The organism is Mycobacterium sp. IDUB_24, from assembly GCF_055419385.1.
Genome location: NZ_JBVAXO010000007.1, coordinates 36,382 through 50,750, shown reverse-complemented (window position 1 = coordinate 50,750; position 14,369 = coordinate 36,382). Strand labels below are relative to the sequence as shown.

Here is a 14,369-nt window from a genome sequence, read left to right as displayed (position 1 = left end):
GAACCCGCTGGTGGGGAGAGTGCCGCCGACTAGGCCCCGGTCTCGCGGTCGGGGCCTACGCTTCATCTCATGGAGCAGCGCACGCCGCTACCTGCCGACACCGATCCCGCCGCAGTGATCGCCGCGCGGCTGGCTGACCGGGTCGACGATGTCACCCAGATGATCCAGCAGCATCTGATATCCGAGATCGCCGAGATGCGCGGGCAACCTCAACTGCTCGATCTACTGCGCGACAGCGTGGCCGAGAACGTCGAAACCGTCTTCTCGGCGATCCAGCACGGCACGGCGATCGAGCGCATCGAACCGCCACCCTCCGCGTTGGCACACGCCAGGGAGCTGGCCCGCCGGGGCGCCCCGGCCAACGCCCTGGTGCGCGCGTATCGGCTCGGCCAGCAGACCCTGCTCGACATCGTGCTCGACGAGGTCCGGCTGCTCGACCTGGATACCCAGCAGGCCCTGGACGTGTTTCAGAGCGTCACCGCCACCACGTTCACCTACATCGACCAGATCTCGCAGCGGGTCACCGCGGCGTATCAGGTCGAGCGGGAGCGTTGCCTGGCAGCCCAGAACACCGCGCGGGCCATTCGGATCCGGGAACTGCTCGAATCCGGCCCGGTCGACATCGACGAGGTGAGCGTCCAGATCGGCTATCCGCTGCGACGGATCCACTTGGCGGTGGTTGTCTCCTATACCGATTCGCCCGAGGGTGATGAGCTGGTGCACATGGGGCGCCTCGCCCGTTCCCTCGCCGAATGCCTTGGCAGCCAAGGTGCCCCACTGTTGGTCGCCGCCGACCGGCTGACCGGGTGGGGCTGGATTCCGTTGACGGCGGACTCGGCGGCAGAGGCAGTTGAGCGCACGCGCCAGTTCGCCGCCGAGCAGCGGCACCCACCGCTGGTCGCAATCGGGGATCCGCTGCCGGGAGTCGAAGGCTTCCGGCGGTCACACCGCCAGGCGCTGGGTGCACTGAGGGTCCTCACGTCGGGCGCACAGTCCGACCGGTTCATCGCCAACACCGACCCGGGCGTATCGGCTGCCGCACTGCATGTCGACAATCTGCCCGCGGCACGTGCCTGGGTGGGTGAGGTGCTCGGCGGTCTGGCCTCCGCGACCGAAGCCGATGAACGTCTCCGCGAGACACTGTGGGTCTTCCTGCAGTCCGGCTCGAGCTACAAGGCTGCCGCGACGGACCTGAACATGCATTTCAACACCGTGCGGTACCGCGTCCAGCGGGCCGAGGAACGACGAGGCCGGCCGATAACCACCACCGACCGGCTCGACGTCGAGATCGCTCTCCTACTGTGCCACTGGTTCCAGGCTGCGGTCCTGCAGTGATTCCGTGGCCGCGCGGAGGATGGCTTCGGCGGTGCGGTGCGCCACTGCCATGGTCGAGATCATCGGATTCACCCCAGTAGCGGTCGGCAGTGCGCTGGCATCGCCGATGTAGACACCGGAGGTGTCGTGGACTTCGCCCCACGGGTCGGCCACCGAGGTCGCCGGGTCCGAACCCATGCGGCAGCTGCTCATCTGGTGCGCGGAGAACAGCCGGTGCCCGCCGGCACCGAAGGGAACACCCTGGAGCGTCTCGATGAACTGCTCGAGGTCCTCGCCGCGGCGCCAGCGCAGCGAACCGGCCGTGAACGGCACGATCTCGCGGGCGCCGCTCGCGGCGTGCAAGCGAATCTGGGCCTCCAGCGAGCGCTGCTCGTTGCGCACGTCGACCTCGTCGGTCACCTCGTAGTGGATCACCGAGTTGCCGGCGTCGTCGATCGTCACGCTCCCGTGCCCACGGTCGCGCGGGATACCGACAAACCACACCGCGTTCTCGAGCTGGGCCATCGTCTCTTTGAGTTCAGCCGCCGAGGACCGCGCCATCCCGCCTGCGATGATCGAGTTCGACCACTGCACACCTTGGATCAGAAAGCCGTGCCCGTCCTCGACATCGGCGAACTCGTCGACCATCGCCGTCATCGGGGCGCCCCACCACGGCCGCTGCGGCTCGTCGTGCAGAGCGAGAGTCGCGATCACCGGGTGCAGGTGCAGGTTCTTCCCGACGGCGGGACCGCCGATTCCCGAACGAAGCAGCAGCGCAGGAGATTCCAGCGATCCGCAGGCCACCACGACGCGTGGGGCGCGTACCTGCAGATCAGTGGTTGCGCCGGTTCGCGGGTCGACGACCGTTGCCGCCACGCCGGCGGCGCGGCCGTCCTCGGTCAGTACCCGTTCGGCGTTGCAGCGCACGATCACTCGCGCGCCCGCGGCGACCGCGTCGGTCAGATAGGTGCGGCGTACATCGAGTTTGGCGCCCGACCGGTCCCCCATACCTATGTAGCCCGCGGTGTCGGGTGAGTAGGCGGCGGGGTCGGCATTTCGGGTCAGACCCGTGAACGACCAGCCGAGTTCGGCTGCGCCGGCGCGCATCCGCTCATGCGGGCCGTTGAGGTCCGAGCAGTGCGCGTTGACACCGAGTCGGGCCCACACGGCATCCATGTGCCGGTCGAAGTCGGGGCCGTCGACGCCCTCGAGGCCGAATTCGCGAGCCCACTGTTCGCGCACATGCGCGGGCGTGCGCAGGCAGTTGGACCAGTTGACGGTCGGCCCGCCGCCCAGGGTGGAGCCGGCCAGCAGCGACACGTTGAAATCGGCGGTCGGGGTCGGGCCCCCGTGCCAGAACAACTGCTGGAAGGCAGGCAGTTCGAGTCCGCTGAAGTCGGATTCGTTGTGGTTGCCGCCGGCCTCGAGCACCACGACGTCGAGACCCGCGCCGGCGAGCACGCCGGCGATCAGACCACCGCCGGCACCCGAACCCACCACACAGACGTCGGCTTCGATCACCGAGGCGTCCGGCAGAAAAGGCTCGAATCCGCCGTCGCCACCGGGTTCGACGGCCGGGCCACCCGGGAAGCCGAAACCGGCCCACATCGGGTTGCTGCCGGTCTGGGGATCGGGGCCCGCGTAGGCGAAGGCCAGCGTCAGCGACGCCAGAGCGTTCACCCCTGCGGCGGCTTCCGGGCCCAGCAGCCCGACATTGGTCAGGATCTGTTCCCGCGCCGACGGTGGCTCGCCGACGAAACCTGCCGCGTGCAGCGCATCGAGCAGCCCGAGCAGGCCTGCCTGCTGGGCCTGGGGCATCGCGGCGAGGGCCATCGCAACCCCGGCGTCGGCGTGCAGGTCGCTACCGGACAGCGCCCAGAATCCCGTGGGGTCATCGGCGCGTTCCAGTGCCGGCACAACCGCCTCGGCCAGGGCCTGCAGTACCTCACGGTGGTTCTCGGTGATCGGCATGTCTGTGTGACTCCTCGCTCGCGGATGGTTCTCGCGGCGCAGATGTAGGTCAGATACACATCGATCAGGGGATGTTGGGGCGAGGGGCAATCCCCACGCCCATTGGTGATCCGGCGTCGCGTTCGTGACGAAAATTACGCGGCGAGCGGGCGGATTCCGATGTACCGGCGCCACCAACTCTGCGGGGCCGGTTGTATCCGGACTACAACGCCGCTGTCAGCGGGGACGTCGCGCGACGACTGCGAAGTTCAGCGGGATCCGGGGCGCCTCCGGCGGCAGGGCCCAGCCTTGAGGGCAGGGCACCAGCGCCGGGAATGCCTGCCAGTCCATGTAGGGCAGTTCGGCCAATGCCTCGATGACGAGCCCGGCCTGCAGCAGGCACGTGATCACTTCGGACAGGTCGTGGCGCCACTCGTGGTTGCGCACTTGGGTGATCTGATCGGCCGAGTTCTCGGTGTATGTTCCTGGGTCGTCGTAGGTTCGGACTCCGCCGCCGCTGAGGTAGTCGTCGGTGATGTTCCACGGCTCGTAGTCCATCGCGCTCAGGATCGGATGGTCGTCGCGGATCAGGAACACTCCGCCCGGCTCAAGCAGGTCGTGGATCGATCGGGCCCAGCTGGCCAGTTCGGGCAGCCACACGATGGTTCCCGTACTGGTCACGATGGTCTCGAAGCGTCGCTGGATCAACGTCGACGCGAACCGCGCGTCGCCCTCCACCCAGGTGATCTCGCGGCCGTCGGCCTCGGCGATCCTGGCCGCGTGCCGCAGCGAATTCGGCGACAGATCCACGCCGTGCATGTCGCGGGCTCCCAGCCTCGCCCACGACACGGTGTCGGTACCGATGTGGCATTGCAGGTGCAGAAGCGAGCGGTCTTTCACACCGCTTTCCGGCAGGTGGGGCGCGAGCACCTCGAGGTCGTTGCGCACCACCCATGAGATATCGGTGGGATCGGCCAGAAACCCTGGTACGTCATACATCTGGGACCGGACGTGCACATCGGCCCGTTCGTCCCAGTTCGCACGGTTGGCCGCAAGAGCGTCGGCTTCGTTCACCAGCTGATCCTTTCCTCGCCGCCGCGACCATACCGGTCTGCACGAGGAAGTCTCGCTAGGTTTTTTCGGGACCGCTCAGTTTGAACACCCGGCGCCGCAACGAGGCGAACCCATTCCTCCCTCACGAACAGACGCGAAACTGCCGCTTTTCACGTGAAAAGCGGCAGTTTCATGTCTGTTCGCCGGAGAAAATCAGCTTCCGGCGATACCGTCCAGGCGCTTGGTGGCCGCCTCGAAACCGCTCACCAGCTCACCGATGATGTCGGCGACCGGCCGGATCTCGTTCATCCGGCCCACGATCTGACCGACCGGCATCGCGACCGCGGTCGGGTCATCGGAAAGGCTCATCCGCTGATGCGCCTCGCCGACCAGAATGTTCTGCAACGGCATCGGCAGCGCTTCGGGGGCGTCCGGTGCGTCCCAGGCATCGGTCCAACGGCTCTTCAAGATCCGGGCGGGCTTGCCGGAGTAGATCTTCCGGCGCACGGTGTCGGCGGAGGTGGCATTCAGCAATGCCTCCTGGATCACCGAGGCACCCGACTCGCGACGCACGCCCAGGTCGTACTCAGCCGCGGTGAGGAATGCCGATCCCATCCAGACACCCTGAGCACCGAGTGCCAGGGCCGCCGCGACCTGTCGGCCGCTGCCGATACCGCCGGCAGCAAGCACCGCGGCCTTACCGTCGACGGCGTCGACGATTTCCGGCCACAACACCACCGAGCCGATCTCACCGGTGTGCCCGCCGGCCTCATGCCCCTGGGCGATCACGATGTCCACCCCGTTGGCCACGTGGCTGAGCGCATGCTTCGCGCTGCCGGCCAGCGCGGCCACCGGCACACCTGCCTCGTGAGCCTGCTCGATGACGTCATTGGGCGGGGACCCCAGCGCGTTGGCGATCAGCTTGATCGGATGGCGCAACGCCACCTCGACATGGCTTCGCGCCACCGAGTGCAGCCAGCCCAGCACACCTGTGTTGTGCTCGCCCTCCGCGGGGAGCGGCGGAACGCCGAGATCGGCAAGGGTTTTCGCGACGAAGTCCCGGTGAGCCTGCGGAATCAGCTTGTCGATGTCGACTGCGCTGCCCTCGGTGGGGATCTTGTTCGGCATCACCACGTCGACGCCGTACGGCTTGCCGTCGGTGTTGGCGTCCATCCAGGACAGCACGTTTTCCAGCTCGTCGGGATCGTTGAACCGCACGCAGCCCAGCACACCCAGACCGCCGGCCCGGGTGACCGCGGCCGCCACCTTCTCCGACGGGGTGAAGACGAAAATCGGGTATTCGATCCCGAACCGTTCGCAGAGGTCGGTTTTCACGACTTGGCTCCCACGTGATTGGCGTGCACCTCGTCGGCGGCCCGCTCCTCGGTGGTGTCCTTGGCCCACCGGTAGTCAGGCTTGCCCGCAGGCGAACGCTTGACCTCGTCGACCAGCCACAGGCTGCGCGGCACCTTGTAGCCCGCGATCTCGCTGCGCACGAACGTGTCGAGGTCGGCCAGGGTCGGGCGTGCACCCTCGCGCGGCTGTACGACGGCCGCGACGTGCTGACCGAAACGCTCGTCGGGCACGCCGACCACCAAGGCGTCGAACACGTCCGGGTGCCCCTTCAGCGCGGCCTCGACCTCTTCGGGGTAGATCTTCTCGCCACCGGAGTTGATCGACACCGAGCCGCGGCCCAGCATGGTCACGCTGCCGTCGGCCTCGACCTCGGCGTAGTCGCCCGGGATGGCGTAGCGGACCCCGTTGAAGGTCCGGAAGGTCTCAGCGGTCTTCTTCTCGTCCTTGAAGTAACCGACCGGGATGTGGCCGCACTTGGCGATGATGCCGCGCACGCCCGATCCCGGGACCACCTCGTTGCCGTCCTCGTCGAGCACCTTGGTGTTCTTGTCGATCGTCACGCGCGGACCGCCGGTGTGGCTCTGTCCCTTGGCCACCACGGAGGTACCGCCGAAACCGGTCTCCGACGAGCCGATCGAGTCGGTGATGATCCGGTTGGGCAGCAGCTCCAGGAACTTCTCCTTGAGACTGGTGGAGAACAGGGCCGCGGTGCTGGCGAGCAGGAACAGCGACGACAGGTCGTATTCGTTCCCTGCGTCCTGATGGGCCAGCAGCGCATCGAGCAGCGGCCGGGCCATCGCGTCACCGGTGAAGAACAGGAGATTCACCTTGTGCTCGTGGATCATCCGCCACGCGGCGTCGGCGTCGAACTCCGGCATCAGCACCACGGTGTGCCCGGTGAACAGCGCCATCCAGGTGGCCGACTGGGTCGCGCCGTGGATCATCGGCGGGATGGGCAGCCGGATCATCGGCGGGTTGGCGACGGCCTGCTTGGACAGGTCGTATTCGTCGGCAACGGGCTCGCCGGTGGCGAAGTCGGTGCCGCCGAACAGCACCCGGTAGATGTCCTCGTGACGCCACATGACGCCCTTGGGGAAGCCGGTGGTGCCGCCGGTGTAGAGCAGGTAGATGTCGTCCTCGCTGCGCGGGCCGAAGTCGCGCTCGGGTGAGTGCTCGGCGATGGCCGAGTAGAACTCGACGCCGCCGTAACGCTGGTAGTCGTCGTCTGACCCGTCTTCGACCACCAGGACGGTCTTCACATTCGGCGTCTCCGGCAGCACGTTGGCCACCCGGTCGGCGTAGCGCCGCTCATGGATCAGCGCGACCATGTCCGAGTTGTCGAACAGGTACTTCAGCTCGCCCTCGACATAGCGGAAGTTGACGTTCACCAGGATCGCGCCGGCCTTCACGATGCCGAGCATCCCGATGACGATCTCGATGCGATTGCGACAGTAGAGGCCGACCTTGTCGTCCTTCTTGACGCCTTGGGCGATCAGGTAGTGGGCCAGACGGTTGGCCTTCTCCTCCAACTGCGCATAGGTCAGCTGTTCGTCGCCACAAATCAGGGCGACACGGTCAGGCACAGCATCGATGGCGTGCTCGGCAAGATCCGCAATATTCAGAGCCACAGAACCTAAACTAGAACGTGTTACATTTCGAGACAAGTCTGGGTTGAAATTGCAGAGAGGCTGGCACTCGTGAGCGAGACCGAAAAAGGGCCCGACGCCCTCATTGAGCAGCGCGGACACACCCTGATCCTGACGCTGAACCGGCCGGAGGCGCGCAACGCGCTTTCCACCGAGATGCTCTCGATCATGGTCGAGGCCTGGGACCGCGTCGACAGCGATCCGGAGATCCGTACCTGCATCCTCACCGGCGCCGGCGGGTACTTCTGCGCCGGCATGGACCTCAAGGGCGCGACCAAGAAGCCGCCGGGCGATTCGTTCAAGGACGGCAGCTACGACCCGTCACGGATCGACGGCCTGCTCAAGGGTCGCCGGCTGACCAAGCCGCTGATCGCCGCAGTGGAGGGTCCGGCCATCGCCGGCGGCACCGAGATCCTGCAGGGCACCGATATCCGCGTGGCCGGTGAGAGCGCCAAGTTCGGCATTTCCGAGGCCAAGTGGAGCCTCTACCCCATGGGTGGCTCGGCGGTGCGCCTGGTGCGCCAGATTCCGTACACGATCGCCTGCGACATGCTGCTGACCGGGCGGCACATCACCGCCGCCCAGGCCCTGGAGTACGGCTTGATCGGTCACGTCGTTCCCGATGGCACCGCGCTGGACAAGGCCCTGGAGATCGCCGAGGTGATCAACAACAACGGCCCGCTGGCCGTGCAGGCCATCCTCAAGACCATCCGCGAGACCGAGGGCATGCACGAGAACGAGGCGTTCAAGCCCGACACCGCCAACGGCATCCCGGTGTTCCTGTCCCAGGACGCCAAGGAAGGCCCGCTGGCTTTCAAGGAGAAGCGCGCGCCCAAGTTCCAGATGCGCTGATTCGCGGGGCGGCCGGCACAGACCGTCACCGTCGTGGTTTCGTCGCCAACTGTCCTCGTCGCGGCACTGAGCAGTCCTATACTCGTGCCAACTTGCCGGGACGGGAGCCGGGCATGTCTGAACGCGATGAGGCGTCTGCGCCGACCGCCGATACCTCGGTACGCCATGGCCTGTTACTGCAACTCGCCCTGCGAATACTCATGGCGATGTTCATCGGTGCGGCCCTGCTGTCGCAGCCTCCGCACTCGAACCTGTGGCTGCACCGGGCGATCTTCGCCGGATATGTCGCGGCGGTCGCGGCGTGGAGCTGGTGGGAGCTGCGCTCTGCCGATCGGTTGGGCGGGGGAACCCGGCGGTCGGTGGCGCTGCTCATGCTGTGCGTGGATCTCCTTGCGGTAGCGATCATTTCAACGGAGACAGGGATCAGTTCGGCAGAGACCTGGACCTCCGACGTGGTACAGCACGGGCTGTTCCTGATCCCACTGATCGCGGCAGCACAGCTCGACCCGGTCGTCAGCGCCACGATCGCGGTCCCCACGGTGGTCACTTTCTTCGCAGTGAGCTGGGTCGACAAGGCTGCCAACGGCAATGAGCCCTGGGGGTCGATCCTGGCACGGACCGCCGTGCTGTTCGGCTTGGCCGCCGGGTCGGTCGCGTTGTCGCGGATTCAGCAATCGAGAACGAGGACCATCGCCGGCCTCGCCCTGGAGCGGACTCGCCTGCTCGAAGAAGTGATCAGCCTGGAGAAGCGCGAACGCCAATCGCTTTCCGAACGCCTGCACGATGGCGCGCTCCAGTACGTGCTGGTGGCGCGGCGCGATATGGAGGAGGTCCGGGACGGATCGGTCGACGGGATGGACCGCGTCGACTTCGCGTTGGCGGAGTCCTCCCGGCTGCTGCGTGACGTGGTCCGTGAACTGCACCCCGAGGTGTTGGCCCGGGCCGGCCTCAAAGCGGCAATGACCTCACTTGCCGACGGAATCGCGACGCGCACCAGCCTCGCGGTCCAGTTGGACGCCAGCAGCTGGCCCGACGACTTGCGCACCGACGCCGATCACCTGATCTACAGTGCGGCCCGCGAATTCTCGACGAATGCCATCAAGCACGCACAGGCCGATAATCTGCGGTTCATCTTGGGGTACAACGGTATTCAGGCCGCACTGGGCATCACCGACGACGGCATCGGCATTCCGCCGGAGCGTCTGGCCCAAAGCGTCGAAGATGGCCACATCGGGTTCGCCTCGATCTGCGCCAAGGTGCTGGCCGCGGGCGGCACATTCGTGGTCGCGAGCCCACCCGGAACCACCGTGTCGATTTCGGTGCCCGCGAAGTGCACCTCCGATGCGAACAGAGCATTGGCGGTCAAGCGGCCGCCCAACTTTCAGCTGAAGTAGTTCCGTACGCAAAACTGAGGCCCTGCCCGATGTTTCGAGCAGGGCCTCAGCTTCAGGCGGTCGACGCACTGCTAGCGCCAGTGCCCGGGCCGTGGCCTCCAGTGTCCCGGCGGCGGCCCCCAATGTCCGGGTGGCGGCGGAGGCGGCCCCCAGAACGGTGGAGGTGGCGGCCCCCAGAACGGTGGCGGCGGAGGCGGTCCCCAGAATGGCGGCGGAGGTGGTGGTGGCGGGCCCCACGGCCGCAACGGCGGAGCGGGCATCGAGGACAGCGGGACCGATCCCGCAACCTGAACGCTTGCCGGCGCCGGGGTCATTCCCGGTGTCGGCGCCGCGTTGGCCTGACCGGCCACTCCGATGGCGCCGGCCAAAAGCGCCCCACCCAGCACTACTCCGCTCAACACACTTCGCCCAGGTAAATGTCGTGCCATCTCATGCACTCCTCTAGTCGTCGCGTCACATCCCCCGATATCGCGAGCCTATCTAATTAGGCCAGCTATACGAAACCCGTGAAGGCGTTACACAGCGGATGCTTAACCAACGCACAGGAGTACACAGCCGGCTGACATGCCCGAGGGGCCGGTGCCGCGTCTGCGCAGAGCTCTAAATCGAGGATTGCTGCTCAATAGTGGCTGGAATCCTCGGTACCAGCCCTGAAGCTGAAGCCCCCGACGCAGACCGCTATGCCCCCACCGGAGCGCTCGGGGTGAACACGACCGGCATCGATTCCGGACCGCTGACGAAGTTGGCCGGACGCAACGGCAACTGGTTGTCGTCGGCCAACCTCAGATCGGGCAGTCGTTCGAGCAGCCGTTCGAGCATCAGGCGCAGTTCCAGGCGAGCCAGCTGATTGCCCAGGCAGAAATGCGTCCCGAAGCCGAAAGCCAGATGGCTGTTGGGGTTTCGATCGATCCGGAAATCGTCCGGATCTCCGAACACCGCCTCGTCGAAATTCGCCGACTCGAACATCAGCATGATCTTCTCGCCGGCCTTCAACTCGGTTCCGTGGAAGGTGGTGTCGGCGGTCAGGGTGCGGCACATGTTCTTGACCGGTGAGGTCCAGCGCAGCGTTTCCTCGATCGCGCCGGGCAGCAGGGACTGATCAGCTACCAGACGATCCCACTGATCACGGTGGCGCAGTAGCTGATCGGCCCCGCCCGAGAGCGTGTGCCGCGTGGTCTCGTCGCCGCCGATGAGGATCAGGAGCGTCTCCATGACGATCTCGTCGTCACTCATCTTCTGTCCCTCGACCTCGGCATTCACCAGGATCGAGAACAGGTCATCGGTCGGCTCGGCGCGGCGCTTGGCGATCACATCCATGGTGAACGCGGTGTAGGCGGCAAACGTCTCCATCAGCATGTTGACGGCCGTCTCGTCGAGATGTGAACTCAGCCCGCAGACCAGGTCATCCGACCACTTCAGCAGCATCTCGCGCTCAGTGGGCAGCACACCGAGCATGTCACCGATCACCGCCATCGGCAGAGGTGCGGCAATGTCGCGGACGAAATCGCATTCCCCGCGTTCACACACCGCGTCGATCAGGGTGTCGCACAGGTTCACGATCGACGGCACCTTGTCCGTCACGCGCTTGCGGGTGAAGCCGGAGTTGACCAGCTTGCGGCGCAACACATGTGCCGGATCGTCCATGTCGATCATGTAGGGCATGCCGGGCTGATCGGGACGGATTCCACCGGCGTTGGAGAACAGCTCGGGATTACGCTCGGCATCGATCACCGCCGCATACGTGGCGGCCGCGGCCAACCCGTTGCGGTCGCGGAACACCGGCTCGTTGGCCCGCATCCATCGGTAGGCCTCCCGCGCGCCACCGTCGGCATAAAAATTGCCGTTGGTGAGGTCGACATCAGGCTTGAGCAGTACTTGGGTCACGAAATCTCCTTGGCATCAGCAAACGTCATCTGCACATTGCGGACCGAACTGGACAACATCGCCCGTTTGGGCAGGCCCAGGGCCGCGAGCTCTTTGGCGTACGGGTGCTCTCCCAGCCGCACCGTGACCCCGCCCGGGCGGTACCGCACACCGGAAAGCCGCATCTGGCCTTCGGTTTCGCGCAGGACGCCGTCGAGGTGGGAGAAAGTGGACTGCACCTGCGGTTTGGCGGTGAACCGGGATGGAATCGGGAGCCCAGGTTTGAAATCCATGCCCACCGCCGGCTTGCCGTCGATGCTGACATCGAAGCTGAACGGCCTACCGTCACGAACCCCGGCGCCATTGTCCGCACCGCGAACGGTGAAGTCCGCCAAGACCTTCGGATAGCCCCAAATCTGTCGGCCGGCCTGCAACGTGAACTCCCCGTCGACCGGAAGATGATGCACCAAGGCGCCGGCCGACCCCAGACCGCGCAAACCGCTGTCCTGAGATCCGGGCCGGTTCACCATCACGTTGGTGCCGTACTCCAGATACGGGCCCAGATCACCGTCGATGTAGTGCATCAGCATCAGCACGACGAGCGCGCGGTGCGGCCGGTGCCGGTAGACCTGCAGACCGCTGTAGTCGATCATCCGCTGCGCAGCAGCGGCGTCCACCGAGAACATCGCCATGTGCTGTTCGGCCGTGCGGATCTGCACCGGCATGGTCAGTACGGTGCCGGCAACGGTGTGTTGCGAAGGCCCGGAAGAGGGCGCGCTGTGACTCACGCCATAAATCTAGAACCTCGAGTAGACAGGTTGCAACAAAGTGTCTACTCAGACTCAGACCAAGGCGGCGAGATCTTTGATCTGCTCGACGGAACGGGCACCGACGACCATCATCGTGACGCCGGAGGCCTCCCAGGCCTTGATCTGGTCCTTGACGTAGTCGAGGTTTCCGACGATCGCGGAGTCATCGACCAGCTCGTCGGGGATGATCTTGGCGGCTTCCTCTTTGCGGTCGTTGCGGAAGAGTTTGGTGACGTCGTCGACGACCTCCGCATATCCCATCCGGCGGTACACCTCGGCGTGGAAGTTGGTGTCCTCAGAACCCATCCCGCCCATGTACAGCGCGAGGTGCGGCTTCATCAGCTCCATGATCGCCGGCCGGTCGTCGGTGACCACGACCTGAGCGGTGGCACAGATCTCGAAGGTCTCCCGGGTGCGCCGCGCGCCGGGTCGGGCGAAGCCCTCATCGAGCCACTCGTTGTACATACCGGCGATGCGCGGCGAGTAGAAGATCGGCAGCCAGCCGTCGGCGATCTCGGCGGCCATCGCGACGTTCTTGGGACCCTCGGCGCCCAGCATCACCGGGATGTCGGCGCGCAGCGGATGGGTGATCGGCTTGAGGTTCTTGCCCAGGCCGGTGGTGCCCTCGCCGGTCAGCGGCAGCGGGTAGTGCGGGCCGTCGCTGCGCACCGGGGCCTCGCGCGCCCACACCTGACGCAGAATGTCGATGTACTCGCGGGTGCGGGCCAGCGGCTTCGGGAATTTCGCGCCATACCACCCCTCCACCACCTGCGGACCGGATACGCCCAGCCCGAGGATGTGGCGGCCACCGGACAGGTGATCCAGCGTGAGTGCGGCCATCGCGCACGCGGTCGGTGTGCGGGCCGACATCTGGATGACCGAGGTCCCCAGTCGCATGCGGGTGGTTTCCCGGCCCCACCAGGCCAGGGGCGTGTAGGCGTCCGAACCCCAGGCTTCGGCGGTGAAGACAGTGTCGAAGTCCGCTTCCTCGGCGGCGGCGACAAGTTCGGCGTGGTTGGTCGGCGGCTGCGCGCCCCAGTATCCGAGTTGCAAACCGAGCTTCATTTAGATTGCCTTCCCACTCGTCCTTGCGACGATTCTTAGAACCTGTTCTACTCGATGTGTGACAGCCAGCCAAAGCCGCCCGGCCTCGACAGATCACCGTGAGCCGCCACTTTCCGCGCCACTGAAACTGTCGTTTGACTACACCCGTTCAGTGGGCCCACTGCTCAGCCAGTTCTTCACTGCCCTGCGTGAGCGCCGGATCGTCGGCGTGCGCGGGTCGGACGGACGCGTGCACGTGCCACCCGCTGAGTATGACCCGGTCACTTACGAGGCCCTGACCGAGGTGGTTCCGGTGTCCAGTGTCGGGACCGTGGTGTCCTGGACCTGGCAGCCCGAGCCGCTCGAGGGCCAGCCCTTGGACCGGGCATTCGCCTGGGCGTTGATCAAGCTCGACGGTGCCGACACACCGCTGCTGCATGCGGTGGACGTCAAGGAAGGCGACCTCAGCACCGGCGCCCGGGTGCACGTGCACTGGGTCGACGAGCCGGTAGGCGCCATCACCGACATCGCGTACTTCGTGCCCGGCGAGACTCCCGAAGACGTTCCGCCGGCCGCCGACGATCGTGATCCGGTGACCATGCTGGTGACCCCATCGGCCATCGAGATCCAACACACCGCATCGCTACCCGAGAGCGCCTACCTGCGGGGCCTGCGAGACGGCAAGCTGCTGGGCGCGCGCACTTCCGGCGTGAACGGTGAAAAGGGCAAGGTGTACTTCCCGCCCAAGGAGGCGGACCCGGCCACCGGCAAGGAGCTCACCGAGTACGTCGAGCTGCCGGACCAGGGCACCGTCACCACGTTCGCGATCATCAACATCCCGTTCGCGGGCCAGCGCATCAAGCCGCCCTACGTCGCGGCCTACGTACTGCTCGACGGCGCCGACATTCCGTTCCTTCATCTGGTGACCGACATCGACGCTTCCGAAGTGCGGATGGGCATGCGGGTCGAAGCCGTGTGGAAGCCCCAGGAGGAATGGGGGCTCGGTATCGACAACATCTCGCATTTCCGGCCGACGGGTGAGCCCGACGCCGACTACGACAGCTACAAGCACCACCTGTAAAGGGAAC

Annotated in this window: 11 protein-coding genes; 4 read left to right on the top strand and 7 right to left on the bottom strand. The window is 66.1% G+C overall.

Annotation, left to right across the window (positions count from 1 at the left end):
* Window positions 1–69: 69 nt before the first annotated feature.
* Complete coding sequence (locus ACZYZF_RS22810; RefSeq protein ID WP_463836895.1) at window positions 70–1,335, top strand: PucR family transcriptional regulator; 1,266 nt, start codon at window positions 70–72, stop codon at window positions 1,333–1,335.
* On the opposite strand, the gene ACZYZF_RS22805 is transcribed toward ACZYZF_RS22810, so the two are convergent.
* The 4 genes from ACZYZF_RS22805 to ACZYZF_RS22790 form a co-directional block, all read right to left on the bottom strand.
* Entirely contained in the window at window positions 1,297–3,285 is a 1,989-nt protein-coding gene (locus ACZYZF_RS22805; protein WP_463836894.1) for an FAD-dependent oxidoreductase, read from the bottom strand. The genes ACZYZF_RS22810 and ACZYZF_RS22805 overlap by 39 nt on opposite strands.
* A gap of 216 nt (window positions 3,286–3,501) precedes the next feature.
* Entirely contained in the window at window positions 3,502–4,338 is an 837-nt protein-coding gene (locus tag ACZYZF_RS22800; RefSeq protein WP_463836892.1) for a class I SAM-dependent methyltransferase, read from the bottom strand.
* Window positions 4,339–4,530: 192 nt separating this feature from the next.
* Window positions 4,531–5,652, bottom strand: coding sequence for an NAD(P)H-dependent flavin oxidoreductase (locus ACZYZF_RS22795; protein ID WP_463836890.1), 1,122 nt, complete (start codon window positions 5,650–5,652; stop codon window positions 4,531–4,533).
* A complete protein-coding gene (locus ACZYZF_RS22790; RefSeq protein WP_463746957.1) occupies window positions 5,649–7,337 on the bottom strand; it encodes an acyl-CoA synthetase in 1,689 nt (562 codons plus the stop codon). Before ACZYZF_RS22790 ends, ACZYZF_RS22795 begins: the two co-directional genes overlap by 4 nt.
* Before the next feature lie 33 nt (window positions 7,338–7,370).
* Between ACZYZF_RS22790 and ACZYZF_RS22785 the strand changes: the two genes are divergently transcribed.
* Entirely contained in the window at window positions 7,371–8,171 is an 801-nt protein-coding gene (locus ACZYZF_RS22785; RefSeq protein ID WP_463746956.1) for a crotonase/enoyl-CoA hydratase family protein, read from the top strand.
* A 113-nt stretch (window positions 8,172–8,284) separates the two neighbouring features.
* Window positions 8,285–9,565 (top strand): sensor histidine kinase, encoded by a 1,281-nt coding sequence (locus ACZYZF_RS22780; protein ID WP_463746955.1) that lies wholly within the window; start codon window positions 8,285–8,287, stop codon window positions 9,563–9,565.
* A gap of 678 nt (window positions 9,566–10,243) precedes the next feature.
* On the opposite strand, the gene ACZYZF_RS22775 is transcribed toward ACZYZF_RS22780, so the two are convergent.
* The 3 genes from ACZYZF_RS22775 to ACZYZF_RS22765 all read right to left on the bottom strand — a co-directional run bounded on the left by ACZYZF_RS22775 (window position 10,244) and on the right by ACZYZF_RS22765 (window position 13,302).
* Window positions 10,244–11,449, bottom strand: a complete 1,206-nt coding sequence (locus tag ACZYZF_RS22775) for a cytochrome P450 (RefSeq protein WP_463836889.1) — start codon at window positions 11,447–11,449, stop codon at window positions 10,244–10,246.
* A complete protein-coding gene (locus ACZYZF_RS22770; RefSeq protein ID WP_463747227.1) occupies window positions 11,446–12,153 on the bottom strand; it encodes an acetoacetate decarboxylase family protein in 708 nt (235 codons plus the stop codon). Before ACZYZF_RS22770 ends, ACZYZF_RS22775 begins: the two co-directional genes overlap by 4 nt.
* Window positions 12,154–12,270: 117 nt before the next feature.
* Window positions 12,271–13,302, bottom strand: a complete 1,032-nt coding sequence (locus ACZYZF_RS22765; protein ID WP_463836888.1) for an LLM class F420-dependent oxidoreductase — start codon at window positions 13,300–13,302, stop codon at window positions 12,271–12,273.
* 58 nt (window positions 13,303–13,360) lie between these two features.
* On the opposite strand from ACZYZF_RS22765, the gene ACZYZF_RS22760 reads away from it, so the two are divergent.
* The gene (locus ACZYZF_RS22760; protein WP_463836887.1) at window positions 13,361–14,362 is read left to right on the top strand and encodes a Zn-ribbon domain-containing OB-fold protein; all 1,002 of its coding nucleotides are present in this window, start codon (window positions 13,361–13,363) and stop codon (window positions 14,360–14,362) included.
* Window positions 14,363–14,369: the final 7 nt, after the last annotated feature.

Coding starts and splice junctions, on each gene's coding strand:
- ACZYZF_RS22810 (WP_463836895.1), top strand. CDS start 70: ATGGAGCAGCGCACGCCGCTACCTGCCGACACCGATCCCGCCGCAGTG.
- ACZYZF_RS22765 (WP_463836888.1), bottom strand. CDS start 13,302: ATGAAGCTCGGTTTGCAACTCGGATACTGGGGCGCGCAGCCGCCGACC.
- ACZYZF_RS22770 (WP_463747227.1), bottom strand. CDS start 12,153: ATGCCGGTGCAGATCCGCACGGCCGAACAGCACATGGCGATGTTCTCG.
- ACZYZF_RS22780 (WP_463746955.1), top strand. CDS start 8,285: ATGTCTGAACGCGATGAGGCGTCTGCGCCGACCGCCGATACCTCGGTA.
- ACZYZF_RS22805 (WP_463836894.1), bottom strand. CDS start 3,285: ATGCCGATCACCGAGAACCACCGTGAGGTACTGCAGGCCCTGGCCGAG.